We start from the raw sequence: 24,583 nt of genomic DNA, 5'->3' as shown, positions 1-24,583 counted from the left end.
GCGCTCCGGCCGTTCCGGCTGCACGACGGTAATCTCCTTCGTCGGTCCCTGAGCGGAGTGAGCTCGGGCAGCGTGTAACCAGGGACGCTGGCGCCGACGGGAGGAGCCGGCGCTCGAAGCTGGAAATCACTAGCCCTTGTGGCCCTTGAAGAACCGCCTCGCCCGCGCGAACGGCGTCAGGACGTGAGCGCGGTCCAAAGCGGCGCGGATCTCGGCGGCGAGCTGCACCGCGACGATCTCGCGGGCGGGATCGTCATAATGGACGATGTCGTAGAAGGTCTCCTCCTCCCGGTCGCGGAAGATGCCACTGAGGTCGAGGGCCGTGAAGGTGCGTCGGTACGGCCGCCGCTCGGCGAGTTGCGCGGTGAACGCCTCCAGCTTGGCATATTGGCGGTCGAGGTAGGCGAGGAATGTCCCAGAAGCGACGCCACGCTCGGCCTCCGTAAGGTGACGCTTGCGCAGGATCGTCGGCTGCAGAACGCTCACGACAGGCACTCGGTAATCATGGGACAGCTTGGTCAGCCGATGGGCCGCGAGTTCGTAATGGTGGACGATGGAGTCCTCCCAGCCGGGGCTCTGCCAAGCCACCTCCGCTCGCAGCCGCTTCAACTCCTCGTAGATCAGCGTAATCAGCGCATCATAGGACAGGCCATCCTCCCGGGCTCGGGGATCGTGCGTGTCGAAGAAGTGATCGTAGAGCTTCTGGGTGATGAAGGCGTTATACGGATGTCCCGGTCGGGGATCGTACGTCCAGGGTTGGAATAGATCGGTGCTGCCGCTGAGCACGAGGATCGCGTCGGGATTGCAGGTCACAAGACGCGACCAAATCAGGTGAGTCATCTGCGTGAGGCAGCTCGACATCACCCCGAAATTGTAGACCTTCGCACTGGTCAGTCCGTCGGCCCGCAGGATCCGCTCGAGGCGGCCGGGGAGCGTGTTGGCGATGTCGCCACCGTCGATCGTGGTCGAATCGCCGACTACGAGGATTCGCGTCTCGCCTGCTGGCTTGCGCTCGACGATTGGCGCCGCGTTCAAAAATCCGTGAGCGTCGAATGGGACGCCGTAATGACTCGCTCCCGGCTTGCCGGCAAACTGGATGAACGGGCTCGGGAAACGCGTGTTCGAGTCGAGATAGCTGAAATGGTGCAGGAACTTGCGCCGCCGCGCAGCATCCTCGCTCTCCGGGGGCGGCCAGAGCTGATCGACGCCCGGGGCGGTCAGAGCCGCCATCATGGTGTCCCGAATTGCCGCGTAGCCAGCTGCATTGAGCCGCACGCCGTCGTCGCTGAGTGCTGGCCGGAGTGCACCCGTCTCGGTGGCGAGAACGGCGTCATAATCGATGAACTGCGCCCCGAATAAATGCACGTGATCGCGCAACCACGCGTTGACGTGCCCGATGAGCGAGACTGGCAAGCCAGCTGCACCCGGCGAAGTGGGATCCACCGGTGGGATCGAGCCGACCCAGGTCCGCACGTAGAGGTCGCGCGCGTCCTGCAGCATCGCCGTGATGTCGGCCACGATGGCCTCATGAGACGCGGAGCGACCATGGCCGAGGATGTCGTCACGTCCGCCGATCAGATGAAGCCCCTTCGCTCCATAGGCGGAGATGTCGGAGCGCAGCCGTTGCGCCATATCCCGGGTAGACTGCCCGGCGATCCCACGGGGTACCGTCTGCGGTCCGGAAAACAGGGCCGGCGTCTCGGCCGTCAGTCCCAACGTCAAAGAGTCGCCGAAGAACAAGATCGGGCCGAACGGGAACAGTGGCTTTTTCGCCTCTGACATCGCTCGGCTGCCTCAACGTGCCGCGAAGATCTCGACCCCATCGAGATGCAGATGCTGCTCCTCGTCGAGATCAACCTTCAGGTAGCGGAACCGAGCGTTGTCGAACCGCAGATGCAGGGGAAGGCCGGGATGACAGTGAGCGTCCACTGCATCGAAAACGAGGCGGTAATCGTTCTCGGTCTCGCCCAGCCAGACCCGCATCAGCTGCGCCCGCTCGCTGGGTTGGCCCCAGCGGTTGTAGATCCGGATCTCCGACACCCGCTCGATCGCGCCGAGGTCGAGCACGAACCACGGGTTCCTCTCAAGCGCCGTGTGGAAGAAGAACGAAGGGTCGCCGGTCGTACGCTCGCCGTAAGTCCCGGTCGTACCCGACCAAGGCGAGGCGGAGCTAGCCAGCCAAGTCTTGCCCAGGGCGATGTTCTCGGACGGGCGTGACCAGACCAGCGCGTCGCGCTCAAGCTCATCGATCAGCGTCCTGATCTGCTTCGACGGCTCGCGGAGTGTCGGGATCTCTAAGTCGAGCTTGTAGATCAAGTTCGAAAGGATGCTCTGATCGAACCGGTGGTCGATGAACCCGTCGAGATCGGGCAGGCCCAGCTCATTGGGCATGTCGGTGACGACACGCGCGTCGCTCGCGTAGCGCAGCCACTCGGCGATGAGCTGGCGGGTGGCGGGACTAACCTTGAAGGCGATCCATGAGGCCTGGATCTGATCGGCCTCCCAGAAGCGCTCTGAGTCGCAGTCCATAAGTAGGAAGCAGTCGCGCTTCGTCCAAGTCCGCTGCGGCTTTCCATGAAGCACGCCGACAGCGACCCGTCGCTCTGACTCGTCGAGCCAAGCTAGCAGTGGCGCTACCGGAGGCAGGGGATCGTCGCCGACCGCCTGCATACCGGTATCGCTAAAGACGATGAAGTCCCCATCGCGCCGCTTCTCCAGCGCTTCAGCGATAATGTAGGGTTTCCACGCCCAATTTCCTGCCCCTCGGGACCGGTCGAGGATCTCCCGATTGGCTCGATAGAACGGTGTCTGGCGGATGCGGTCCGGGGACCAACTCTCGATCGTATCGAAGTCGCCTGTAGCCGCTGCTGAAGCCACCAGCCGGCGTTGGCTTTCGATATAATGATATTTTGCTGCGAAGCTGACCAGCGTCGTATGACGTCCGCGCAGTTTCCGGCGCTGGATCATCAGCACCTCGGCGCGGTGCATCGCGTACGCACTGACGCGAAGCGCCACGTGCGTCTCGTTCTCGCTGGCCAACACCATCCTCCTGGAAATCGGCTGAAGGCTTGTCGCCGATGCTTGTGTCTTCGGCAAGTTTTCGACGGTTATTAGCTTGTTAGCGCCGGAATGAAAACTTGACAGGCACGAGCTGGTCCGGCGAAATCGCGAGGCATTGAGGCCGCACCATTTAGGACAAGTATTTATCCGACGGAACGGACGGCGTTTTCACGACAACGGTGACGGCGTCTGTCAGCGCCTCGAACGCCGTCGCCTCGCCCGGCTCAGCGGTGATAATGTCCCCCGCCTGCCAGACCTGATCGAACATGCGGACCGTGCCGGACACCACGAGTGTGAGTTCGGTGGCGACCTTGTGGAAATGCTTCGCCTCGCGAGTGCCGGCGGCGTAGCGCTTCAACCCTACCTCAGCGTCCGCGCTGCGCGCCGCGCAGGGATCGAAATCCCCCAAAAACCAGCCACCGGTCATATCGTCGAGACGGTGATGTTTCATGACGTAGGTCCGCTTTCGGTCAGGTGCTCGTAGTTGCTTAGTTGCCGCGGTGACTTGATCGGCATGTAAGAATCCTTCGAGAGTGCGAACGTCTGAATGATCTTCTGCCGGAGGATGAGCTCGTTCAGTGCCGGGGCCACGTAGAACAGGCCGTTCACGTGCGCATCCTTCAGCACCATCGTCTGCAGGGCGTCGAAGAAGTCGCCAGCCCGGCGCAACCAGTAGAAGCCGGCATTGGCCTGTCGGCTGATCGGCCGCTTCTCGGCAACCTCGATCACCTGCCCGTCGGCGTCGGTGCGCACGAAGGAGTAGCGCGGGTGCAGCGAGTCGAAGGTGAGTATCCCGCCATCGGCGGCGCTAGCGCGAAACCGTTCGACGATTTCGGCGAAGTCGACGCTGATCTGGTCGGTCGCGTTCAGGATGATCAGTTCTTCGTCGGCCTGAATCTGATCGATCGCCATCAGGGCGGTGCAGGCCGCCCCGGCAGTCGGACGCTTGATCTCGACGGTGTCGGCCTTCGGCGAGATCAGGCGGACGATATCCCGGACATGGTGCCGCGCGTTGTCGATGGCGCGGACGCAGACGATGTAGCGATTGGGATCCAACGACTCGAGTGCCGTGATCTGCCGCTCCAGCATGAGGTGGCCGTCGACCTCCGACAACCAGACCGGATAGGGGTCGTCCTCGGTCGGCGCACTCGCGCCCGCGGCCAAGATGAGGATGTTCATGGCGCCGCCGCCTCGATCTCGGCGATCCGTCGATCCACGTTCGAAAGTGTGACTTCAGCCGGTGTCCGGACGACGAGCAGGTGCGCCCCTGAAAGCCGCGCCGCCTTGATGCCGTGTTCGTTGTCCTCGAGGATCAGGGTCTCCTCCGGTGAGACGCCAAGGCGCTCCATGGCGGTCAGGTAGATTTCCGGGTCGGGCTTGGCCCGGGAGACATCCTCGTTCGACAGCATCAGGTCCAAGTGCGTGCTGAGGTTGGCGCGCTCCATCATCATGGTGACCGAGTCCCGGACGGAGTTCGAAGCCACCGCGAGCTTGACGCCGCGCGCCTTGAGACGCGCCAGGGCGAACTCGTGGGCGAAGGTCGGCCGACACCGGGTGCTGACGATCTCCAGCGTGTAGGTCTGCTTCAGCCGGTTGAGGAAACCGTGAAGACCGCTCGGCAGGTTTTCGGTGGCCGTCAGGAGTTCGAGCTTCCTCCGGGTCGGCAGACCGTCAAAAGTCGTCAGGTGATCGGTCCGGCTGATCTCCATGCCGAACAGACCAAGTGCGCGGTTCAGCGCCTCGTAATGCCAATCCTTGGCATCGATCAGAACGCCGTCCATGTCGAAGATGACGGCCTTGATCATGGACTAATCATACGGTGAGCCCGATCGGGGAAATCGGTGCACAGGGTGATATCGCCGGGCATCGTTAGGAGCCAGTCCCAGACGTGGCGCGGATCGCGCCCGTGCAGTTCCGGCGAGACCACGCAGACGGCCTTGCCGGCCGCCAGATGCCGTTCGATCACCGGCCGGTCGAACCAGTCGCCGCGGAAGCCGTCGAGCCACACCCCCTGCGCCGCGCCGTAGAGAATTGGCTCGGGCTCGACGTCGCTGTGGCGAGTGTAGAACGGCAGGCCGGCGCCCGCGTACCGGACCGTCTCCGGGCCCGACATGTCGAAGGCAAACCAAGAGATATCGCGTCCGTCGAATGATCGTGCGAGCGCAGGCCCGATTCCATCAGCCTTGACGTTGACGGCGAGCGGCAGCCCGGTCCCGGAGAACAGGTCGAGCAGGGCCTCCCAGGGCAGTGACTCATCCTCCGGGGGATCGTGCGAGACAACGAGCCGGCCTGCGCTGTCTCGGACGTCGGTCTCGGTGCCGTAGCCGGCAGCGATCGTGCGCTCGAAGGCCGGGACGGTGTTCTTCTCGTCCGGCTGATGCCACCAGCCGCGATGGCTGATGATCCTCATGCGGCCGCGGCGTCCCGCGAGATCGGCAGGCTCAGGAATAGGTCCAGGTCCCCCGGTGTGCCCAGCCCGTACATCCCGTCCGCCTCCCGGCCAATATTCATGTAGTCGATTCGGGCGCCGGCCTCGATCAGCTCCTCGTAGACCGGGGCGACGTAGAATTCGCCGTTGACGCGCTTGTCGGCTGCGATCATCCGTTTGGCCGCGTCAACGAAGTCGCGGCCGCGCTTGAAGTTGTAGATGCCGACGGTGGCCTCGTCGGAGATCGGCTGCTTCTCGACCACGCGCGTCACCCGGCCCGTCTGATCCAAGCCGACGAACGACCACTTTGGATCATGTGCGGTCATGGTCATGATGAGGCCATCGACTTCGGGATCATCGATCCGGCTCAGATACGCGTCGATCGAGCAGTCGATGAACTGATCGCTGTTCGCGATCATCAGGGGGTTGTCGGAGATGTGCCGCTCGGCGAGGAGCACGGTGCAGGCCGCGCCCTCGGTGATGACGTCGATCTCGACGAGCTCGGCATTGGGCGCCCACTCGGTGAGCTTCTGCCGCAAGCCGTAGGCTTCTACATGCTCGCGCTGGCAGATGAAGATGAAGCGGTGCGGACGCGTTGGGCGCAGGTTGTCGATGACCACCTTGATCATCGGGATTTCGTGGATTGGGATCAGCGGCTTGGGCTGAGCATATCCGACGGACGCGAACCGGCTTCCCCGTCCAGCCATCGGTATGACGATATCGAGCATGATGGGCCGGCGAAGTCGAGGGCATTCGAAGAGGTCGGGACGCCATAAGCGATCTGTCCGCGAGGCTCAAGGTGACCGGATCACGCGCCCGGCTCCGCAGTCTCCGACGTCATAGCCGATGGGATGTCGAACGACGTGGGCGTGGATCCGGTCCATGGCCGCCTCTCGCCTGATTGGCAGATTGGATATACGGCGGGATCAACACCCCGGTCCGAGCGGGAGATGCGGACGTGCCTTGTGCTGCGGTCAGGCCGCGTTTGACGAAACAGCGAGCACGCGGGTTTCGTAGCGCGAATGCCAGCGCGAGCCCGGCGCTACTGTCGGAGCCGAAGTGCAGAGACGGGATGCTATGACCGACCGTATCGGTTTGAAGACAGGATCGGATCGAAGCCTTGTGGCGGATCGGATCGCGCGGGCGATCTACGCGTATGCCGGCCGGACGCGGCGCGCCGTCGGCCACGCGACCGTGCGCAAGGGCATGGCCCTCCTGCCGGCGCCCGTCGCTAAGACGATCGCGCAGACCCTGTGTCGCGAATTCGCCAGCCGCGCCGGGACGCAGCCGTCACAGAGCGAACTTCGGCGGTTGGCCTTCCTGTACGGCGTGTTTCCGCAGGATCCAAATTTCATCGCGTTGACGTTCCGCGTGAACGTGTATCCCGACACCAACGCGCGCGCGATCGAGCATCTTCTCGCCCGCGTGACCCCCGACATGGACGAGCGTGACGACCTGAACGTCATGCGCCTCTTCTACATCCACAAGACATCCCCGGCAGGGTTCGATCCGCAGCAGTTTCAGCGGATTACGTTCGACGCCATTCAGCATGATGGCATTCTGGTCGACATCTGGCGAGTTCTCTTCATCAAATTGGTGATGGAGAAAATGGACGCCGGCCGATTTGATAAATCAATTGTCCAGCACTATATCGAGATAGAGAGCGATCCGAATATTTTATATTCGATATTATACTTATTGTTCGACAAATTTAATCGACTCAACGATCTCGATGCTCTGGCAGCAGTCGTCGCGGTGGCGCAGTTCAAGAATTCTGCCGAGGGCCTCGCGATCGCGTATTTCTTCCTGGTGTCGTTCGGTTTCGAGGCGCAAGCGGAGGCGCTAAAGGAGTCGAACCGCGGTCTCCCGAACGCCCAACTCCATCCCATGTCTATCAAGGGCCGGCTGGCGCCGCGGCCTGTCTCAGCCGCCTCGGACGACGGGGCGGCGGATGACCAGATCGATCCGGGCTACGCGGCCCTGACCTGGGCTTGGCGCGATGCCGAGCTTCAGAAGGTGGAGATCAGGACTCGTTTGGCTCGCAAGCCGCGCGCGGCGTCGCCGCGGGCTCCGGACGCTCCGGCGGAGCCCCGCCTGCTGGTCGCCTTCTTCGGGCAGATGCGGTTTCCCGAGGCCACTCTGCCGGGCGTGCGCGACTGGATTTTGAACGACTTCGCCGCCCATGCCGCGGAGGTCAACCTGACCTTCGCGATCTGCACTTGGCGCGAGACCGGCGGCAAGGTGTTCTTGCCGGATGATCACATCGATACTATCGGCGGGTTCCTCTCGCCGCCGATCATCGCGCTCCTAAAGGACCTCGGCTGCTGCACGATCTCGGATATCCGTCCGCATTGCCCGCGCGTCGTGAGCAAGATCCTCGATCAGGCGCACGTCAGCACGGAGATCGATGAGAGCCGGATCGCCCGCGACTTCCCGGGAGAGACGTATTTCGATGTCGACAGTGAAGCCGGCTACATGCGCGCGCTGGGTCAGACCATTGCGGAGGCGGTCGACGGCAACAAGATGCTGATGAATCAGGGGCGGATGATCTCGCGGATCAGCGCGGTGACGCAGATCCTAGCCACCATCGACCGGTCGCGCCCGGCGCCAACCCATGTCCTGTTCATCCGGCCTGACCTGTGCGACCTCTCCGGCTCGCTCGCCTCCGTCTTCCAGCAGATGCGGGGTCGGTCGAACTGGGCCGTGGTGGACGAGGATGCCTACGCGCAGGTCGTAGAGGGCGTCGGAGACCGCTTCATCTTGGCGGACAGGTTGGCCGCGGATGAGATCGTCGGGATCGGGTCGTATACGCAGCGGATCTTCGATGGCGTAGACCCTGAAAGTGCCCTGCGCCGGAAGCGCCTGGAGCCGCACCAGATGCTGCGGTCGCTGATGTTCGAGGCTAGCATCGACATCCGGACGGTGTCACGCCGAACCGTCGGCTGGAACCTGTTTCGCGGCGCCGTCAACCCTGATACCGTCCTGGCGGAGCTGCGGGTCGACGTAGCCCATATGGCCGATGGCACCCTCAAGGAGGCGTTCACGGCGCGTCTGTAGTCCCGCCGTCCGAGCGCGGCCTAAGGTGCAGCGCCTGCGCCGTATGACCGCGGGCCGGCTCCGGTCCTCAGTCAAGTGGCAATCACATCCGATCGTCGAAAGCGAGCTGCTCGATCGGGTAGTCGATCATCATCTGGCGGCGCTCCGGCGAGTTGTCCCACTCCCCGACTTTGGTGTACGCGCCCGCACGGTCCACGACTTCGACGATTTTGCCTATAGTGGGGATGCCCCTGAAGTGCTGAGGCCATCCGGACGCGAAGTAGTACACCTCCTCGACGCGTTCGGAGAGATGGCAGACCCCGGGCCCGAACGTGCCGAGGCCGAACACCAAGTAGCGGCCGTTCACCAGAGCGGCGACGTCGTCAGCCAGCGTCCCGCTTTGCGTCTCCAGCGGAATGCCGAGCCCTACGATATACGCCTCGAGTTCGGAGATCACGGGGTTGAGCCGATTCTCGAACACCAGTTTGATGGAGGCGATGCCCTTCTCCGCAATCAGGCGCTCGATCACGAGCTTGTAGAACGCCAACGGCGGCTGCGGATAATGCGGCGCGACCCACGTGCTGAAGATGTCGCCCGACCGGATGTGGATCAGGAGCTGATCGTCGGGCTTCGTAGGAAACCGAGTCGGAAGCCGGTTGAATAGGGGGCGGATGTAGTTCGTGATGATATGGCGCGAGCGCTCTTGCTCCAGATCCCCGGCCAGCTTCTGAATTTGGACGTCGAAGAACATTCCCGACAAAAAATATCCATCGGTCGGGAGCGAATGTGAGGCCGGGATGAAAGTAATGCCGCCGATCTCGCGCGGTTCGGCGTAATTGAGGACTTCGCTTCTGTCTCGGGCTGGAAGCTTGATGTATTTCAGCTTTAGCGCGACGCAGATGCCGATCGCTAGCAGACATTGGATGATGAAATTTCCGAAGGCACCGTTCTCGTAGAGGTCGATGCCGACGATCGACAAGCTCCGCTGCTCCGGATGGCCGAGCAAGCGATACCCCCGGTAGAGATCGATGCCCGGCCGCTCGGACACCAAGTCAAAATCCGCGTTCATGAGATTGCGCCAAACGATCAAATCGAAGGCGGCTCGCTCGGTCCACACGCGCGGATTGCCGGCGTCATCGGCAGCTAAGGCGGTGGTGGAGACGCGGATATAGCGGGTCCAGCTCGTCTCCGCTGGAGCGATCAAAATCGGTGCGGTCGCGGCCGCATCGTCGGCCCGCGGGACGATTTCGGGGGACGCCCAGGTCTCGCCATCGTCCGAGAAGGCGATCCGAACCTCGGGTGTGTCCGCTACAGCGGGCTGCGCGATCTCGATAGAGTGGACGGGGAAGCGGAGGCCCAGGTCGATCTGCCGCCAAGCGCCGGCCTCGGCGGCTAACGATGGCGGGGCGATGTGCGGATCGACGACCGTCCACACACCGTTCGGAGTGAGCGCGACAAGATCGCGATGAGAAGCTTGTTCGTTTGCCATCGACCCCGTTCCGTATGTCCCGCCTGACATCCCTCGTCGGGCTGACCGAGACCGAGTCCCGACCCGCTACATCGCCTGCCGTCCGGCAGCCTCTGATCGTGCGGGTCGATGGAGGGTGACAAGTCCACGCCGCGCACGCCGACGTTTCCCGCACCCGCGCGCCGTCTCTAATAGAGGCCGGCGTGGAGGTCGAGGGCTAGCTTCAGTGGGAACCTGCGTTGCGCATCCGATCGCTCCGCATGGACAGGCTGCGTCTGTCGATGCGATATGTAACGCCGTTTCACCGTCGTCCGTATATGCGCGATCGTCGTCAATGCGGCTTACAGCCAGCCCAGGAAGCTGAGATCGAACAGGCATGCCCATCAAGATCGTCGACTTCGGCCAGAACAATCAGATCGATGCGGCGGACGGGTTCCTCGAGACGCAGAATGGAACCATCTTCTTCGAGCGCAGCAACAATCACATCATCATCGGAAAAAATTCGAACAGTGACGATATTTATCTTCACTGCGGGTCCGACGCGACGGTCCATGTCGGAGATCACGTACGGCTGGCCAAGGCCAGGATGCACATCGTGGCGCCCACCAAGCTGATCGTGGCAGAATTCACATCGTTTGTCGGGAACGCGCAGATTTCGGCGCACGAGGCGGCTGAGATCACTTTCGGGCACAATTGCCTCATTGCCGATGAAGTGACCGTCTCGGTAAGTGACATGCATTCGGTCATCGATCTAGAAACTGGCGCGCGAATCAATCCTGCGCGGCCAATCATGATTGGTCACCGTGTCTGGATCGGCGCTCGCTCGACTGTGCTGAAGGGCACGACAATTGGCGATGGATCCTTCATCGGCGCGCATTCGCTGGTGCGCGGCAGCTTCCCGCCCAATGTAATGGCTGGTGGCGTGCCGGCTAAAATTATCCGTACCGGTGTCACGTGGCGCACTGATCTGATTTAAGGATCTGGGAGCATGAGATGTAGATGGTGCTGTTTGTAGTAATTATGGCGGATAATGGCAAGCGTTCCCGCCGTGTGATCAGATCTATATGGAAACGATAGATCTGCTCAGTAGTCGAATGTGAATAGAGAGCTCTTGGAAGCCGTCATGACGCTCATTCGTCTTTTTCGCGGAACTGAACCTGGATCTGCGCCCGACCCAGGTAAGATGCGTCCTCGGGGACTCGCGGTAAACGTCGCGGATCGGACGATTTATTATCTAGACGCTAAAGGCCAATTGGCACATTGGAAGGCAGACTCCATACCAGACGAGCTCTGGGATCGTCTGGCAAATGGATTCGAAGTTCAGCGCCGGGTTTAGCCGCATCTTAGGGCGTTAGGAACAAGGCAACCTTAAACACGAGGCTTGCCTTGTCATGCAAAGGCGCCAAGAAGCGCACTTTAAGGTATTATAGCGCAGCGCGATCGCTTCACCTCATGACGAGGATGTCAGGCTTTATGAAAAACGCGTTCAAAATACTTGCGTCGGATGAAAAATCTTATTGCGATAATGGGCGCTTAATGAACTCGTCCTGTGTCAGGCGGTCGTGTCCGACTGCTCATTGTTTCGGCCGCCGGTCCGCTACTTTTATTCCGACGGCGCGTGAGACGCCTATGGTGCAGGCTCGAAGCCTGCACCGATTTTGAGATCAATGAAGCCAACCATATTGCAGGCCCGAGAACGGCTTTGCGTGCTACAGTTCAGCCGTCGAGCCCGAGCATCAGCCCCAGATTCTGCACGGCCGCCCCTGAGGCGCCCTTGCCGAGATTATCGAGGCGCGCGACCAGCACTGCCTGCCCGTGCTCGGACGAGCCGAACACGCGCAGCTCCAGCCGGTCGGTGTCGTTGAGATCCTCCGGCTCGATCTTCTCGCGGTGCGCACCGGTTCCGGCGCCCGGCACCACCTCCACCAGCCTCTGCCCGGCGTACCAGTCGCGCAGGGCCGCCTCGAGGTCGGAGGCCGTGGGCCGGCCCGGCAGCGTCTCGAGGTGGAGCGGCACGCTCACCAGCATGCCCTGCCGGAAGTTGCCCACCGACGGCACGAAGATCGGCCGCCGGGTGAGGCCGCTGTAGCGCTGCAATTCCGGCAGGTGCTTGTGGGCGAAGCCGAGACCGTAGAGCTGGAACGGCGGGGCCGTGCCCTGCTCGTAGGCCTCGATCATGCTCTTGCCGCCGCCGCTGTAGCCGCTGACCGCGTTGACGCTGATCGGGTGGTCGGCCGGGATCAGGCCGCCCTCCACCAGCGGCCGCAGGAGCGCGACGCCGCCGGTCGGGTAGCAGCCGGGATTGGCGACCCGCCGGGCGCGCGCCACCGCCGCCCCCTGCTCCTGGGTCAGCTCCGGGAAGCCGTAGGTCCAGCCCTCCGCGACCCGGTGGGCCGTGCTGGCGTCGAGGACGCGGGGGCCGCCGCCGGTCAGGCTGTCGGCCAGCGCCACGGTCTCCTTGGCGGCCTCGTCCGGCAGGCAAAGCACAACGAGGTCGACCTCGGCGAGCAGCGCGCGCTTCGCCGCCGGATCCTTGCGGTGCTCCGGCGCGATGCTGCGCAGGGCGACCCGCCCGTCGCGCTCCAGGCGCTCGCGGATGCCGAGACCGGTGGTGCCGGCCTCGCCGTCGATGAACACGGTGGGCTTCGTCGCGCCTGCGCCAGACATCGCTCGTCTCGCTCTCTCGAATGTGCCTCGCCGCCCGAGTCGGGCACCGCGGCCGGGGATCAGGTGCGCGCGGTGCGACAGCCTGTCAACGGCCGTGCCGCGGCCTGAAAACGCGAAAGGGCGGCTCCCGCAGGAACCGCCCTCTCCGTGACACCGGTGTGACCGGGTATCAGCGCTTCGAGAACTGGAAGCTGCGGCGGGCCTTCTTGCGGCCGTACTTCTTGCGCTCGACCACGCGGGCGTCGCGGGTGAGGAAGCCCTCTCGCTTCAGCGGGGCGCGCAGCTCCGGCTCGTAGTAGGTCAGGGCCTTCGACAGGCCGTGGCGCACCGCGCCGGCCTGGCCGGAGAGGCCGCCGCCCGCCACCGTGACGGTGATGTCGTACTGGTCGACGCGTCCGGCGATCTCCAGCGGCTGGCGCAGGATCATGCGCAGCACCGGGCGGGCAAAGTAGGTCTCCACCGGGCGCTTGTTGATCGTCACCGTGCCGCTGCCGGGCTTGATCCAGACGCGGGCGACCGCGTCCTTGCGCTTGCCGGTGGCGTAGGCGCGGCCCTGCGCGTCCAGCTTCTGGACGTGGACGGGGGCCTCGTTGGCGGGGTCGACCGCGCCGGTGTTCGACCGGTTGAGGTCGGCGAGGGACTGCAGGGTCGCCATGATCAAGCGCTCACGTTCTTGCGGTTGAGGGCGCCGACGTCGAGCGCCTGCGGCTGCTGGGCCTCATGCGGGTGCTCGGTGCCCTTGTAGACGCGGAGATTGCCGAGGATCTGGCGGAAGAGCGGGCCGCGCGGCAGCATGCGCTCCACGGCCTTCTCCACCACACGCTCGGGGAACCGGCCCTCGAGGATGAACTTGGCAGTCCGCTCCTTGATGCCGCCCGGATAGCCGGTGTGGTAGAAATAGCTCTTCTGATTGTACTTACGCCCGGTGAACTTCACCTTCTCGGCGTTGATGACGATGACGTTGTCGCCGCAATCGACGTGGGGCGTGTAGGCGGCCTTGTGCTTGCCGCGCAGGCGCATCGCCACGATCGACGCGAGGCGGCCGACGACGAGGCCCTCCGCGTCGATCACGATCCACTTCTTGTCGACCTCGGCGGGCTTCAGCGAGGTGGTCTTCATAGCCAAATCCCAGGGGTTCCGACGGACCGGACCCCGACGCGTCGGGATCCGCGGACATCGGGGTGCCGAAAAACGAGCCGCCGCGTGGAGCACACGCGGCGGCGGTGCCGGGTGCATAGACCGCCCCGGATGCCGGGTCAACAGAGAAGTGCGCGATCCCGAAAAATCTATTCCGATCAGTGGTTTGATGGTTGAGGTATCAGAATACCGCTAGCCATCGGAGCGCCGGCCACGCTCCGCGATGGTCAGCTTCTGGACGCCCTTGGCCGCCAGCACCGGTTTCCGGGCACTGAGGATCCGGGAATTCACGCCGGTCCAACCGATCTCGCCGGAGAGCCGGCCGTACTCGATCTTGGGGCAGCGGTTCATGATCACCGTCAGGCCGCGCGCCTCGGCCCGGGCGGCGGCCGCGTCGTCGCGCACGCCGAGCTGCATCCAGATCATCTTCGGCAGCGGCGTCAGCGCCAGCGCCTCGTCGACCAGCGGCCCGGCGGCGGCGGAATTGCGGAAGATCTCGACCATATCGATCGGCTGGTCGCCCAGCCCGGCCTGGACCTCGGCGAGAGAAGCGGCCACCCGGCGCCCGAGCAGGTCCTGGCCGGCGAGGCCGGGATTGACCGGCGTCACCGCGTAGCCCCGGTCGAGCAGGTATTTCAGGACGATCCAGCTCGGGCGCGCCGGGTTCGCCGAGGCACCCACCAGTGCGATCGTGCGCGTGCCGTTCAGGATGGTGCGGATCTGCGCGTCCGGGTAGCGGGCGTGCCGCTCCGCGGGTGCCGCCGCGTCGCTGGGCGCGGGCGGGCGGTTCTCGTGGCCCGTTTCGTCCATGGCGTTTTCCCTCGTCGTCCGGATGATCGCGGGTCGTGTCGCGCTTCTCGCCGCGTTCTTTGCCGCGTATCTGGCCGCGTGTCGCGCCGCTGTCGCGGCCTCGGCGCGGCCGCCGTCACAGCCGCCAGACTTCGTAGCCCAGCCGCGCGAACGGCGCCTTCTCGAAGAGCGCCTTCACGTCCACGATCAGGCCGCCGGGCTTCACCCGGGCGGCGATCGCCTCCGGGCCGAGCCTGGCGTACTCGCGGTGCGGGACCGCAAGCACGGCGGCGTCCGCGCTGGCGGGCAGGTCGGCCCAGTCGACGAGGTCGATGCCGTACTCGGCCTGGGCCTCCGCCTCGGAGGCGCGGGGATCGTGGACCGACACGGCGCAGCCGAATTCCTCGAGTTCCCGCACGAGGTCGGCGACCTTCGAGTTGCGCAGGTCCGCGCAGTTTTCCTTGAAGGTCAGGCCGAGGACGATGACCCGCGCCCGCCCGGTCCCGCCGCGCCGGACGATCCGCTTCACCGTGCCGCGGGCGACGTGGGCCGCCATGCTGTCGTTGATCCGCCGCCCGGCCAGGATCACCTGCGGGTGATAGCCGATCATCGCGGCCTTGTGGGTCAGGTAATAGGGGTCGACGCCGATGCAGTGGCCGCCGACCAGCCCGGGGCGGAACGGCAGGAAGTTCCACTTGGTCCCCGCCGCCGCGAGGACCTCCTGCGTGTCGAGATCGAGCTTGTCGAAGATCAGCGACAGCTCGTTCATGAGCGCGATGTTCAGGTCGCGCTGGGTGTTCTCGATGACCTTGGCGGCCTCGGCCACCCGGATGGACGAGGCGGCGTGGAGCCCCGCCTCGATGATCGACCCGTAGAGGGCCTTGAGCCGCTCCAGGGTCTCGGGGGTGTCGCCGGCGACGATCTTCACCACCTGGGTGAGGCTGTGCTCCCGGTCGCCCGGGTTGATCCGCTCGGGTGAGTAGCCGACGAAGAAACCCGTCTTCCAGCGCAGGCCCGAGGCCCGCTCCAGGACCGGGATGCAGATCTCCTCGGTGGCGCCGGGATAGACGGTCGACTCGAAGACCACGGTCGCGCCCGGCCGCATATGCCGGCCGACGAGGTCCGAGGCCCGGACCAGCAGGTCGAAATCGGGGCACTGGGCCGCGTCCACCGGGGTCGGGACCGTAACGACGATCACGTCCGCCGCGCCCAGCGTGGTCGGGTCGTCGGTGATCGTGAGCTGCGCGGCGGCCCGGAACGCCTCCGCGTCGATCTCCCCGGCCGGGTCGTGCCCGGCCCGGTAGACCGCCACCTTGTCGGCGGCGCGCTCGTAGCCGATCGTGACCCGCCCCCGGCCGAACGCCAGGGCGAGCGGGAGCCCGACATAGCCCAGACCGACGATCGCCACGCTGTCCGCCTGGCGGTCCCGCAATTTGCCCGCTGAGCTATCTGCCGCCCCGTCAGCCACGCCGGATCCCTCTGCGGGCTCGGAAGGCGCCGATGACGATCCGGCCGCCGGGCGCGTATAGGGGCGGTCCGCGCCGGCGTCGACTCGCCCCGTCCTGCGCGGAGCACGTCCCCGGACCGCTGACGGGGTGAGCACGGGGCGAGACCGTGGGGGTGAGGATGCCCGATCTCCGCTGGACCGAGGGGCCGGTCCACTGCACCGACCTCGTCGACAGGACCGGAAAGGTCTTCGGCTACGTCGGCCCCTGCGCCGCGGGCACGCGGGGCTACGTCGTCCAATCCGGGTCGGAATGGCCGCCGCGCCCGGCCGCCTTCGCCGATCACCCCGCGGCCTCGGCGGCCCGCGCCTGGGTCGAGGCCGCCGTGTCCGCGCGCGCCTTCCAGCCCATCCGCATCCTCCGGGAGGACGGCGCGCCGGAGGCCTGATCGTCCGGCGCGGTTCAGGAACTCGTCAGGTTCGCTCGGCTTTGTTGTGGCGTGGAGTGGAGGCGCCCGATGGCCGAAATCTGCATCACGGAAGACCAGAACGGATGGTGGACCGTCTACACCGCCGGGCTGGTGGTGACCGATCTGACGCGCGAGGCCGCCGAGGCCTTCGCGGCGAGCTACCGCCGCGTCACGGCCGGCTGAGCAACGGGCCTTTTCAACCCGCGGGGCGGCCTCGCGGAGCGCCGGCGCGTTCGGGCTCCGGGGCGCGCCGTGCTATGAGGTCCGCCGAACCCCGATCGCCCAGTCGCGGGCAATGAGGTCGATCATCATGCGCCTGTTCATGCTCGCCGCCGCCCTGCTGGCGCTGCCCGCTCCCGCCTCGGCGCTGTGCCGCTGCACCTGCATCCGGGGCGAGATGAAGGCGATCTGCCAGGAGACCGACCTCACGGTCCCGATCTGCCAGGGTCTATGCGAGACCACGATCCGGCAGGACCGGGTCATCACGCCGCTGGCCGGCGGCCGGCAGGCCTTCGAGCCAGCCCAGTCGACCAACCCCGCGCCGGGCGGCCTCGTGTCCCCTGATCTCAGCCTGGACACCAACCCGAACGGCACTCAGCTCGGAACGCCAAGCCAGCTCTCCGGGAGCGTCGGGTCGAGCCTGTCCTCCGGTAGCGGGCGCTGAGTCACGAAAAAGCCCCGCGCGGCGGGTGCCGGCGGGGCTGAAGGTTGAGGACGCCCGGTGCGTTACGCCGAGCGACTGCGCCTAGAGTAGCATCATTCTGCGCGATGGGAAGTTCTCGCGAAGAGAAACCAAGACTATTTTTGCCGATTTCCCTCAAAACAACGAGAAATCCCCCGCTCGGCTAGGCCGGGCGGGGTCGATCGCAACGGATGCATGGCGAGAGGCCGCGCGGATCCTTGGCCCGGGACCCGTCCGACTTAAGACTGGGTCTTCAGATAGGCGATGAGGTCGTTGATCTTCTTGTCGTCAGCGATGCCCTGGAAGATCATCTTGTTGCCGGGCACCTTCGTCTTCGGGTTCTTCAGCCACTCGTGCAGGTTGGCCTCGTCCCAGGTGATGCCGGAGTTCTTGAGGGCGGCGGAGTAGTTGTAGCCCTCGTAGGTGCCCGCCTTGCGGCCGACGACGCCCTTCAGGTCGGGACCCACGCCGTTCTTCTGGAAGTTGTGGCACGCCTTGCAGGGGGCGAACGCCTTCTCGCCGGCCGCGGCATCGCCGGCGTCCTGGGCCTGCGCGGCGAAAGGCATGACAACGGCGAGAACTGCGCCGATTGCGAGCATACGCATGTATTAACCCCAATCCAGAAGATAAGCTTCGCGTTTCTGGCAGAAAAAACGCGCGATGCAAGCGAAAAAATCTGAGTGCGCGTGCAGATTATATTGTGCGCTAGCTTATATCATCTCGTAGCCCATGCCGGCCGCGATGGTAGATCTCCGGTGGCGAGTCGACGCCCGCGTACGGCCCGTCGCGTCCACGGAGGGGCGCGGAGCAGTCGGAGCCGGCGAACCTGAGAATTCTTCCAAATTTCGCATGTCGGGATGTTGACGTGCGCCGAGGCGCGTTAATCCATTCCGTGCTGGAAAATCCGTCACGCTATCGAAGCCGGGGTCGATGCGCATGGAAAAGACCCCGCCGCAGTGCGCCGTACTCGGTGCTAGGGAAGGCCTGAGGTGGTGCTGCTGGGGACCGCGCAGGATCGGCGCGCGCAGTAATGCTGCTTCGTTCGGCTGTGGGTCTGCGGCGATGCGCGCAGACGTCGAAGTCGCGCTAGGCTTGGCTTCCAGGGCAGCATGGCCGATGACGACTCTGATGTCGAAATAGGACCCCGGCGAGCCAAATGTCTAATGACCCGCAGAAGGTACCGATTGAGCATGTGAACTGGGTGCGCCGGGACGGGGACGAACTCGTGGTCAGCCTCGTCACCATGGGTCGGTCACTCGCGTTCAGCTTCAGGCCGGACGCGGCATATGTCCTTTTTGAAGGCATCGTGAAGGCGCTGCGCGAGCAGGCTGACGAGGCGATCCCGGCGAGCACGGCTGGTTCGGACGAGTCAGATGCCGGCTGAGATCTCCAGTCGATGAGGCGGAGCGGTGATGCATGGCCGTGAAGGACTGCGCACGCCGCGTTCGTTCGCCGCTCAGGACCGCTCGTGATAGAACCCGTGGCTGACTTCGGCGTTGATGTTGATTATCTCGGGAACAGCCGATGTCCTTCATCGACGAAATCAGAAGCGATCTGTCTGGGTGGCTTGCACGTGCCCGCGCGGAGCCAGAGGACGCACTGGTGAGCACGCAGGGCCTTTCGCTGTCCACCGAGGATGCCGAGCGCCTAGAGGAAGTCGTGTCGGGCAAAAGCCCGAACTATGGGAGGTCCCTCATTTCACCTGGAGCGGCCGCCATGGGCAGTGCCGAGCCGGATGGCGGTCGATGGGCGCGAGCGAACTCCGCCCGCATTACCGGCGAACGGTTGGGCGCGTTCACGGGTGGGCGCGATCAGCGCGATGAGACGGGTCGACGGGCGGGCTGATCGCGTCGCTTTAAGGGAGAACTGAGCTTTCAACCCCCTCTTCGTCGGAAGGGCTTCGGAGCGCTGGGACTTTTCTCATGCGACAATCCAAGAATTGTCCGTAATTCCGAGCTTGGCCACTGAGCGTTCACACGGAGCTGACCTGACTGGCTGGCTTTAGACCGGGCCAATTGAGAGGATCAGCCAGGACTAGTGGACTCGGACATGCGGCGAGGTCAGAAGACGAGCGCGGTACAGCGTCAGGATCTCGCAAAACCGGAGAATTCGCACTCACGCCGGAGCAAATTGATGGTCCGACCCATGCGCGGCCCACATTTGATTCGAGTGAGTGCCACGCCAACTCCGTTTAGGCACAGCTCACACGCGGGTGAGATCAGACGCTTTCTCCCGGCCCGCGGACGCAGGTGTTCTCGTTTGCGTTGATCGACTATTATCCTGACATCGGCAGTTTGGCCGGCCGCCGCGACTTCAGCTCCGCCGGCATCGACGCGCGGGGCTTCTCTTTCGCAACTGCCAGGATGTCCCTGGGATCAAGCTCGGTTTTCTCCCCCGGGGTGCTGAGCCTGAGAAGCCCGCCCGGCCCGCCAGTGCAGGCTTTTTCGTGCCCGTCCGTCAGCGCGGCTTCGGAGCCGGCGACTTCGGGTCCTTGAAGAAGCCGCTCCGACCCTCAGCCAACCCGGTGTTCACGAAGTGCACCAGCGGATTGTGACCGGAGGCAGCCACATCGGGGTTAGCCGCCAGATAGCCGTCCGTGCTGAAGCCCGCGCTCGGATCCCGGCCTTCCTTCCAACCATGTCGCAAATAGTGGTCGAGCGGGTTTAGCCCAGCCACCTGCACGTCCGGGTAGGCGTTCAGATAGTAGACCGGATCGAAGCCCGGCAACCGGACCTTGACGAACGATGGAGGGCGCCTGAACGGCCTCAGCATACGCAACTTCATGATAGATCCCCGAGCCTGAGACGCCCGCTCGATCCATCATTCTGAGCCGTGTTGCAAGCGCTGACCGCTCCGCTTGCGTGGGTTCTTCTGCGCTCGCGCTGGCCCGCGGCCTGCGACGGTCCGACACTTCTCCCCAGGGCTCAATCAGCCCCGCTGGGACCGCCGCGTGGGGCTTTTTCGACTGACCGACGCATCATGAGGCTGCGGCTCAACGTTGCAGTTTGGGCTATTCTTCGACTGAAACGAGCCAGTCCCGGCGGTAGTCGCCACGATAGACGACCTTAGCCTTTCCGGCATACTCCGCAGCGCATTTCATGGCTTCGGCTTCGTTCGCGAACACATAATGTCTGAGCGACACAGCGTGCCTCCACGTGGGTGCCTGACGACAAAGATGGCTCACGCGACCTCGGTGACAATCCGTCTTTGTACTTATGCTCACTGTCTGAGCCGCAGCCGACCTGCGCCGGCGACCGCTTCCCTTCCTTCCCGAAGCAGCGTCGCGTATCGGCTCGGCTCGCTCGCTGGTGAGATCAGACGCTCCCACGTCCTGTGAGCAGATCGGGGCGGCGCCGAGGAGCTGATCTGTGGCCTATAACGCAAGCATAGCATACTCGTGATGTTCAGCGGAGCCCTCGACTACCTAAACCGATAAGGTCAAGAACCGGTCAACCTGATCCGGAGGTTTGTAGCCACAGTCCGCTGCCACGCGCCATTCGCTTAGCAAGCTCTCTCAGCGTTGATTGCATTATCTTAGCCAGCCACTAGTCAGCCGATCGAACTCATAGAAGCTTAGAGATGTTATCTCCAAGAGCTGTATTCCGGCCTTTGGTCGGCAAACATGCGGACGCGCTCTGCGAATTCTTGGTGGGCAACCCAAATATCGGTTTTAATGTAAGGAAAAAATTTATGCCTCAACGTAAACAGGTGGTCTCCGTTGACACCTTTGATGCGATCTCTCCAACAAGAGAGCAAATGCTGCTCGATATGAGCGAATGCCGGAATATCAAAGCTGAGTTGAAACTCACCTAGGAAATGGGTCGATATTTCGGTGAACTCCGAGCGTATTTGATGAACTTCTGGCGATTGAATAGCGCCAGCACCCCAAAACCCGTGAAGATTCCAGAATCTTATCAGCTCGCAATCCGCATATCCATAGGATTGATTGCTAACGCTTGCGCCATCTTGAGAGAAATCCAGCGCTAATACATCAGATGCAAATTGCGACGCCACGTCGGGGATCTGATCAAATAAAAAAATCTGGATTGCATCTCGCCCAAAGTGTTTAGACCAGCCTTCAAGAAGCACATTCGGAACCAGTAAATGTAAGTGATGCGGCATTATCAAGCAGTCGAGAGCGAATTCCAAAAAGGGCTGCACGCTTCCATGTTTTAGCTTCTCCTGCCACCACGGATGCATCAACGTCAGGATATTTCTTTGGTAAAAAACAATTGAGACGTCGGCTTGGGGGAAAGCCTCTCGAATGCTCGCCAGCGCCTCATCACTCAGATAACAAAGCTCCTCGCTCGACAGTACGCACGTCTTATTCGCCTTTTTCAGCTCCAAGAGCATTTCTTTGAAGATGGGATTATGCGGTTCGCCTGCCCTTTGCGCAAACGTATGTTGCCCGATTTCAATCGAATTTGTGAATGGATAAATAAATTTGGCATTTTCAGACCTCGACGCATTGTACAACATCTTCTGAATGGATGTTGTTCCAGTTTTGTGCGGGCCAATGTGAATCACTAGTCTGTCAATCATTGCCATGATAATATATTAATCTCAAATAGCTTTAGCAATGCAGGTCAGATATTGCACTCCTGAGCGGCTTGGGGGATGACGACCCGGCCCGTCGAGAGCTCGGGACGCTGAGGCGCATCAGCATGTCGATCAGGGGCTGTGCTGAGGTCGCGATCGTTTCTCCGGCGGTCGCGAGTGTCAGATCCGGCTTGAGCGGGGCTTCGTATGGAGCCGAGATGCCGGTAAAATTTGGGATGGCGCCTGACCGCGCGCGACCGTAAAGGCCTTTGGGATCGCGCGCCTCACAGATCCTAAGAGGAGTGTCCACGAAGACCTCAAGAAATGCGATGTCACCTGCGATGATTCGAGCCGCTTCCCGCTCCGCACGGGATGGTGAGATTAAAGATACGATCGTAATAAGACCGGCGTCTGCCATGAGCTTGCCGGTTTCAGCAGCACGGCGGACATTCTCGGCTCTGTCACTCTCGGTGAAATGTAGATCGCTGTTGAGGCCGTGGCGCAGGTTGTCCCCGTCCAACACCATCGTAGCGCGGCCGGCCCGCGTCAACGCACGGTCGACTTGGCTCGCGATGGTGGATTTTCCCGCTCCGGATAGGCCAGTCAGCCACGCGATGACGGGCCGTTGGCCAAGTACCCGCCAACGATGCTCGCGCGGTTGTAGCTGCTGCCAAGTCAGATTGCGATCTGCGACTTGGTTCGCTTGTCGTCTCAAGTCTCGCCCTCCGGTCATGTGCGGACGTACGATGACACGAAATCGTGATTGGTTGTGTTGCTGCAACGTCACGTTGAGCGGCCGCATACCTCGTCGGCGACCCGATGGCTGTCGCGACCGACTGGGACGCAGCACAAATCAGGCCCGCCGAACTCGATAAGGCACGATGAAGGTTGGACTGTCATAGCTCCCGTTCAAGCCACATCAGTCTGGCTCGTAGATCCGGCTCCGGGCAGTCATTTACCTTGAGGGTGTGCCGGCGCGCTGATGGTCACCGACGGTCGGGTCGTCGGTGCGGAGCCGGGTCGAATCATGTTCGACCGATGCTTTGGCTATCGGATGAAGCCTGGGCAGACCTGGAGAGGCCCTATCGGGAGCTCGCGCTCTCTGAGCTGATTCAGCTCGATCGATCAATTGATTGGCACGCGAGGCCTTCAGTATGCTCGGTAATTAGGCAGCTGCGAGAACAGGAACATCCTTCGTACCATTGTGCATTCAAGCGAATGATGCTCAACAAGGGTCTTCGTATTGATCTCGCCGTGCGTCAGGCGCGGCAGCGCAGAATAGGGTGTGCGTACATGCCACGTGAAGGATTGGAAGAAGTCGACATCAAGCGGCTTGTTGAGCGTTCGAATGCGACAATTCTTGATATTGGAACAAATAATGGAGATATGAGCGACAATTTTTCAAAATGGTTTCCCTACGCTCAGATTTTTTCTTTCGAACCAGATCCTCGCGCGATCAAAAAAATGCGGGCCCGGAATCTGAGCACCCGAATACATCTATTCGAGAAAGCTCTAGGGCAGAGCGTTGGGACGGCGACCTTCCACCAGAGTGCCGGGAGAGATCTCGGTGCTGGAGTAATAGATAGGGAGACTGGGCTTATTGAAGAATGGGATCAGTCTGGGTCGTTGAGGGCGCCGAAGGACCACCTCGAATTGTTTCCCTGGATATCGTTCGAGAATAAGATTGAGGTCGAAGTAACAACGCTTGATGCGTGGTGCGCAGATCAGAATATCAAGTACATCGATTTCATATGGGCTGATGTTCAGGGGGCCGAAGAGGACTTGATAAGGGGCGGATTGCAGGCTTTGGGAACGACACGGTATTTTTATACTGAATTTTCTGACCGAGAGATTTACGAAAATTCCATAGGGTTGCAAGGTATCTTGGACCTGCTGCCAAATTTCGATATTGTTGAAGTTTTTCAGAGGGATGTCCTATTGCGGAACCGACACCTTTGGGGATGAAGCACTGAACTCCGCTTCCTGTCCCTGCGGCTTCTGCTTCCCTCCGTGGACGGCGAGGATATCGCGAGCAACCGCGATATGAGCCGGCGCATGGTAGGCATCGGCATTTTCGGGAGCGTCCTGAAACGCGTAAGGCCCGCGCGATGGCGGGCCTTCTCAGGGTCGGGCGTACAGCGCTCGCGACGGTTGTGGTTTCGGGCGTCTCGCCCGTTGCGTCGAGGGTGGCGGCGACCGAACAGCAGGGCGGCGAGCCGTTCGAGGAACGACGGCACGAGGATCATGGCGCCAACCTTGCCCTTGTAGCGTCTCCAGGCGCGTGCCTTCAGCCGCTCGTTCGCATCTTCGGGGCTTGACCTTGAGGCACCACGTGCCGCCATCATGCTGGTACTCGAACAGGTAGTCGTAGAACGCGTCGTCCCCGGAGTTCCCATGCACTTCGAGATCTATCGCGACCACAAGGACGAGTGGCGCTGGACGCTGTACGCGTCGAACGGTCGGAAGATCGCTGACAGCGGCGAGGGATACCAGGATAAGGACGACTGCCTCCAGGGCATCGAGGTCGTGAAGCAAGCGAGCCACTCCGGCGTCCGAGAGAGACCCAGTCCTCCCGTTCCGCCCACGACCCCGTTTGGCTTCTCGCCGCCGAAGGCATGAGGCATGCGCTGCCGTCACCGCGTCGGGATAAGCCGTCCGCTGCCTTCATCATTCATGGCGATGCTGGCGCTGCTCGTCTCCACCGCGGCCCAGGCGGCCGAACCGGGCTCGCAGGTCGTGGGGACCTTCAAACATTAGGAAAACGGATACGAGCAGGGCGTCACGGTGAAGGCCGTGGGCGGCGGCTAGACCGGCAACTTCTCCACGGCCAAGAACCGCAGCTGCGGCGGCGAGGTGACGATGA

Annotated in this window: 26 protein-coding genes; 9 read left to right on the top strand and 17 right to left on the bottom strand. The window is 62.9% G+C overall.

All coding sequences use genetic code 11. The features are described 5' to 3' along the window. Positions 1–129: 129 nt before the first annotated feature. The 7 genes from C4T42_RS17255 to C4T42_RS17225 form a co-directional block, all read right to left on the bottom strand. Positions 130–1,782, bottom strand: coding sequence for a GDSL-type esterase/lipase family protein (locus C4T42_RS17255; protein ID WP_103985523.1), 1,653 nt, complete (start codon positions 1,780–1,782; stop codon positions 130–132). A gap of 12 nt (positions 1,783–1,794) precedes the next feature. Then, positions 1,795–3,045 carry a hypothetical protein gene (locus tag C4T42_RS17250; protein ID WP_244603218.1) on the bottom strand — a complete coding sequence of 417 codons (1,251 nt, stop codon included), beginning with the start codon at positions 3,043–3,045 and terminating at the stop codon, positions 1,795–1,797. Positions 3,046–3,190: 145 nt separating this feature from the next. After that, a complete protein-coding gene (locus tag C4T42_RS17245; protein ID WP_103985522.1) occupies positions 3,191–3,511 on the bottom strand; it encodes a hypothetical protein in 321 nt (106 codons plus the stop codon). Next, positions 3,508–4,239: a glycosyltransferase family 2 protein gene (locus tag C4T42_RS17240; RefSeq protein ID WP_103985521.1), complete on the bottom strand. Its 732-nt coding sequence runs from the start codon at positions 4,237–4,239 to the stop codon at positions 3,508–3,510. Before C4T42_RS17240 ends, C4T42_RS17245 begins: the two co-directional genes overlap by 4 nt. Continuing rightward, positions 4,236–4,865: an HAD family phosphatase gene (locus C4T42_RS17235; RefSeq protein WP_103985520.1), complete on the bottom strand. Its 630-nt coding sequence runs from the start codon at positions 4,863–4,865 to the stop codon at positions 4,236–4,238. Before C4T42_RS17235 ends, C4T42_RS17240 begins: the two co-directional genes overlap by 4 nt. After that, entirely contained in the window at positions 4,862–5,470 is a 609-nt protein-coding gene (locus tag C4T42_RS17230; protein WP_103985519.1) for a phosphodiesterase, read from the bottom strand. Before C4T42_RS17230 ends, C4T42_RS17235 begins: the two co-directional genes overlap by 4 nt. Continuing rightward, positions 5,467–6,195, bottom strand: coding sequence for a glycosyltransferase family 2 protein (locus C4T42_RS17225; RefSeq protein ID WP_244603220.1), 729 nt, complete (start codon positions 6,193–6,195; stop codon positions 5,467–5,469). The genes C4T42_RS17230 and C4T42_RS17225 overlap by 4 nt, the downstream gene beginning before the upstream one ends. Positions 6,196–6,565: 370 nt before the next feature. Between C4T42_RS17225 and C4T42_RS17220 the strand changes: the two genes are divergently transcribed. Further along, a complete protein-coding gene (locus C4T42_RS17220) occupies positions 6,566–8,545 on the top strand; it encodes a hypothetical protein (protein WP_146074005.1) in 1,980 nt (659 codons plus the stop codon). 82 nt (positions 8,546–8,627) lie between these two features. On the opposite strand, the gene C4T42_RS17215 is transcribed toward C4T42_RS17220, so the two are convergent. After that, positions 8,628–10,013 (bottom strand): coagulation factor 5 8 type domain-containing protein, encoded by a 1,386-nt coding sequence (locus C4T42_RS17215; RefSeq protein ID WP_103985516.1) that lies wholly within the window; start codon positions 10,011–10,013, stop codon positions 8,628–8,630. 355 nt (positions 10,014–10,368) lie between these two features. On the opposite strand from C4T42_RS17215, the gene C4T42_RS17210 reads away from it, so the two are divergent. Beyond that, on the top strand, positions 10,369–10,968 hold the full coding sequence (locus C4T42_RS17210; protein WP_103985515.1) for an acyltransferase: 600 nt from the start codon (positions 10,369–10,371) through the stop codon (positions 10,966–10,968). Positions 10,969–11,708: 740 nt separating this feature from the next. Here C4T42_RS17210 and argC read toward each other — a convergent pair. From argC to C4T42_RS17185, 5 genes are all read right to left on the bottom strand, one after another. After that, entirely contained in the window at positions 11,709–12,659 is a 951-nt protein-coding gene (argC, locus tag C4T42_RS17205; RefSeq protein ID WP_103985514.1) for an N-acetyl-gamma-glutamyl-phosphate reductase, read from the bottom strand. 169 nt (positions 12,660–12,828) lie between these two features. Beyond that, positions 12,829–13,314, bottom strand: coding sequence for a 30S ribosomal protein S9 (rpsI, locus tag C4T42_RS17200; RefSeq protein ID WP_042671562.1), 486 nt, complete (start codon positions 13,312–13,314; stop codon positions 12,829–12,831). Positions 13,315–13,316: 2 nt separating this feature from the next. Beyond that, positions 13,317–13,778 (bottom strand): 50S ribosomal protein L13, encoded by a 462-nt coding sequence (rplM, locus tag C4T42_RS17195; RefSeq protein WP_012318175.1) that lies wholly within the window; start codon positions 13,776–13,778, stop codon positions 13,317–13,319. Between the two features lie 210 nt (positions 13,779–13,988). Then, a complete protein-coding gene (locus tag C4T42_RS17190; protein WP_042671561.1) occupies positions 13,989–14,606 on the bottom strand; it encodes a CoA-binding protein in 618 nt (205 codons plus the stop codon). 115 nt (positions 14,607–14,721) lie between these two features. Further along, positions 14,722–15,993: a nucleotide sugar dehydrogenase gene (locus C4T42_RS17185; RefSeq protein WP_244603217.1), complete on the bottom strand. Its 1,272-nt coding sequence runs from the start codon at positions 15,991–15,993 to the stop codon at positions 14,722–14,724. Positions 15,994–16,211: 218 nt separating this feature from the next. Between C4T42_RS17185 and C4T42_RS17180 the strand changes: the two genes are divergently transcribed. The 3 genes from C4T42_RS17180 to C4T42_RS17175 all read left to right on the top strand — a co-directional run bounded on the left by C4T42_RS17180 (position 16,212) and on the right by C4T42_RS17175 (position 17,163). After that, positions 16,212–16,478 carry a hypothetical protein gene (locus tag C4T42_RS17180; protein WP_042671559.1) on the top strand — a complete coding sequence of 89 codons (267 nt, stop codon included), beginning with the start codon at positions 16,212–16,214 and terminating at the stop codon, positions 16,476–16,478. Between the two features lie 69 nt (positions 16,479–16,547). Next, the gene (locus C4T42_RS32750; protein ID WP_272481332.1) at positions 16,548–16,682 is read left to right on the top strand and encodes a hypothetical protein; all 135 of its coding nucleotides are present in this window, start codon (positions 16,548–16,550) and stop codon (positions 16,680–16,682) included. 127 nt (positions 16,683–16,809) lie between these two features. Beyond that, positions 16,810–17,163, top strand: coding sequence for a hypothetical protein (locus tag C4T42_RS17175; protein WP_244435208.1), 354 nt, complete (start codon positions 16,810–16,812; stop codon positions 17,161–17,163). 257 nt (positions 17,164–17,420) lie between these two features. Here C4T42_RS17175 and C4T42_RS17170 read toward each other — a convergent pair whose 3' ends face one another. Then, on the bottom strand, positions 17,421–17,786 hold the full coding sequence (locus tag C4T42_RS17170; RefSeq protein ID WP_042671557.1) for a cytochrome c family protein: 366 nt from the start codon (positions 17,784–17,786) through the stop codon (positions 17,421–17,423). A gap of 551 nt (positions 17,787–18,337) precedes the next feature. Here C4T42_RS17170 and C4T42_RS17165 point away from each other — a divergent pair. Together C4T42_RS17165 and C4T42_RS31510 are read left to right on the top strand one after the other, a co-directional pair. Next, positions 18,338–18,565: a hypothetical protein gene (locus tag C4T42_RS17165; RefSeq protein ID WP_103985512.1), complete on the top strand. Its 228-nt coding sequence runs from the start codon at positions 18,338–18,340 to the stop codon at positions 18,563–18,565. Positions 18,566–18,705: 140 nt separating this feature from the next. Next, positions 18,706–19,026 (top strand): hypothetical protein, encoded by a 321-nt coding sequence (locus C4T42_RS31510; RefSeq protein WP_128083298.1) that lies wholly within the window; start codon positions 18,706–18,708, stop codon positions 19,024–19,026. Between the two features lie 612 nt (positions 19,027–19,638). Here C4T42_RS31510 and C4T42_RS17160 read toward each other — a convergent pair. The 3 genes from C4T42_RS17160 to cysC form a co-directional block, all read right to left on the bottom strand. Beyond that, positions 19,639–19,965 (bottom strand): hypothetical protein, encoded by a 327-nt coding sequence (locus C4T42_RS17160; protein ID WP_091782875.1) that lies wholly within the window; start codon positions 19,963–19,965, stop codon positions 19,639–19,641. Between the two features lie 798 nt (positions 19,966–20,763). Continuing rightward, entirely contained in the window at positions 20,764–21,729 is a 966-nt protein-coding gene (locus tag C4T42_RS31505; protein ID WP_128083297.1) for a hypothetical protein, read from the bottom strand. Between the two features lie 25 nt (positions 21,730–21,754). Beyond that, positions 21,755–22,522: an adenylyl-sulfate kinase gene (gene cysC / locus C4T42_RS17155; protein WP_145980133.1), complete on the bottom strand. Its 768-nt coding sequence runs from the start codon at positions 22,520–22,522 to the stop codon at positions 21,755–21,757. A 416-nt stretch (positions 22,523–22,938) separates the two neighbouring features. On the opposite strand from cysC, the gene C4T42_RS17150 reads away from it, so the two are divergent. Then, positions 22,939–23,685: an FkbM family methyltransferase gene (locus tag C4T42_RS17150; protein ID WP_181049180.1), complete on the top strand. Its 747-nt coding sequence runs from the start codon at positions 22,939–22,941 to the stop codon at positions 23,683–23,685. A gap of 378 nt (positions 23,686–24,063) precedes the next feature. Next, the gene (locus C4T42_RS17145; RefSeq protein WP_244435207.1) at positions 24,064–24,339 is read left to right on the top strand and encodes a DUF1508 domain-containing protein; all 276 of its coding nucleotides are present in this window, start codon (positions 24,064–24,066) and stop codon (positions 24,337–24,339) included. Positions 24,340–24,583 lie beyond the last annotated feature (244 nt).

Source organism: Methylobacterium sp. 190mf (genome assembly GCF_900107945.1).
In the GTDB taxonomy this organism is placed as follows: domain Bacteria; phylum Pseudomonadota; class Alphaproteobacteria; order Rhizobiales; family Beijerinckiaceae; genus Methylobacterium.
Note: the sequence above shows the minus strand (reverse complement) of the source record. Positions and strands in the feature narration are given on the sequence as shown.

Coding starts and splice junctions, on each gene's coding strand:
- C4T42_RS17240 (WP_103985521.1), bottom strand. CDS start 4,239: ATGAACATCCTCATCTTGGCCGCGGGCGCGAGTGCGCCGACCGAGGAC.
- rplM (WP_012318175.1), bottom strand. CDS start 13,778: ATGAAGACCACCTCGCTGAAGCCCGCCGAGGTCGACAAGAAGTGGATC.
- C4T42_RS17150 (WP_181049180.1), top strand. CDS start 22,939: ATGATGCTCAACAAGGGTCTTCGTATTGATCTCGCCGTGCGTCAGGCG.
- rpsI (WP_042671562.1), bottom strand. CDS start 13,314: ATGGCGACCCTGCAGTCCCTCGCCGACCTCAACCGGTCGAACACCGGC.
- argC (WP_103985514.1), bottom strand. CDS start 12,659: ATGTCTGGCGCAGGCGCGACGAAGCCCACCGTGTTCATCGACGGCGAG.
- C4T42_RS17230 (WP_103985519.1), bottom strand. CDS start 5,470: ATGAGGATCATCAGCCATCGCGGCTGGTGGCATCAGCCGGACGAGAAG.
- C4T42_RS17225 (WP_244603220.1), bottom strand. CDS start 6,195: ATGGCTGGACGGGGAAGCCGGTTCGCGTCCGTCGGATATGCTCAGCCC.
- C4T42_RS17190 (WP_042671561.1), bottom strand. CDS start 14,606: ATGGACGAAACGGGCCACGAGAACCGCCCGCCCGCGCCCAGCGACGCG.
- C4T42_RS17145 (WP_244435207.1), top strand. CDS start 24,064: ATGCTGGTACTCGAACAGGTAGTCGTAGAACGCGTCGTCCCCGGAGTT.
- C4T42_RS17215 (WP_103985516.1), bottom strand. CDS start 10,013: ATGGCAAACGAACAAGCTTCTCATCGCGATCTTGTCGCGCTCACTCCG.
- C4T42_RS17220 (WP_146074005.1), top strand. CDS start 6,566: ATGACCGACCGTATCGGTTTGAAGACAGGATCGGATCGAAGCCTTGTG.
- C4T42_RS17170 (WP_042671557.1), bottom strand. CDS start 17,786: ATGCGTATGCTCGCAATCGGCGCAGTTCTCGCCGTTGTCATGCCTTTC.
- C4T42_RS32750 (WP_272481332.1), top strand. CDS start 16,548: ATGGCCGAAATCTGCATCACGGAAGACCAGAACGGATGGTGGACCGTC.
- C4T42_RS17255 (WP_103985523.1), bottom strand. CDS start 1,782: ATGTCAGAGGCGAAAAAGCCACTGTTCCCGTTCGGCCCGATCTTGTTC.
- C4T42_RS17160 (WP_091782875.1), bottom strand. CDS start 19,965: ATGAAGTTGCGTATGCTGAGGCCGTTCAGGCGCCCTCCATCGTTCGTC.
- C4T42_RS17245 (WP_103985522.1), bottom strand. CDS start 3,511: ATGAAACATCACCGTCTCGACGATATGACCGGTGGCTGGTTTTTGGGG.
- C4T42_RS17250 (WP_244603218.1), bottom strand. CDS start 3,045: ATGGTGTTGGCCAGCGAGAACGAGACGCACGTGGCGCTTCGCGTCAGT.
- C4T42_RS17175 (WP_244435208.1), top strand. CDS start 16,810: ATGCGCCTGTTCATGCTCGCCGCCGCCCTGCTGGCGCTGCCCGCTCCC.
- C4T42_RS31505 (WP_128083297.1), bottom strand. CDS start 21,729: ATGGCAATGATTGACAGACTAGTGATTCACATTGGCCCGCACAAAACT.
- C4T42_RS31510 (WP_128083298.1), top strand. CDS start 18,706: ATGTCCTTCATCGACGAAATCAGAAGCGATCTGTCTGGGTGGCTTGCA.
- C4T42_RS17235 (WP_103985520.1), bottom strand. CDS start 4,865: ATGATCAAGGCCGTCATCTTCGACATGGACGGCGTTCTGATCGATGCC.
- C4T42_RS17165 (WP_103985512.1), top strand. CDS start 18,338: ATGTCTAATGACCCGCAGAAGGTACCGATTGAGCATGTGAACTGGGTG.
- cysC (WP_145980133.1), bottom strand. CDS start 22,522: ATGCGGCCGCTCAACGTGACGTTGCAGCAACACAACCAATCACGATTT.
- C4T42_RS17210 (WP_103985515.1), top strand. CDS start 10,369: ATGCCCATCAAGATCGTCGACTTCGGCCAGAACAATCAGATCGATGCG.
- C4T42_RS17180 (WP_042671559.1), top strand. CDS start 16,212: ATGCCCGATCTCCGCTGGACCGAGGGGCCGGTCCACTGCACCGACCTC.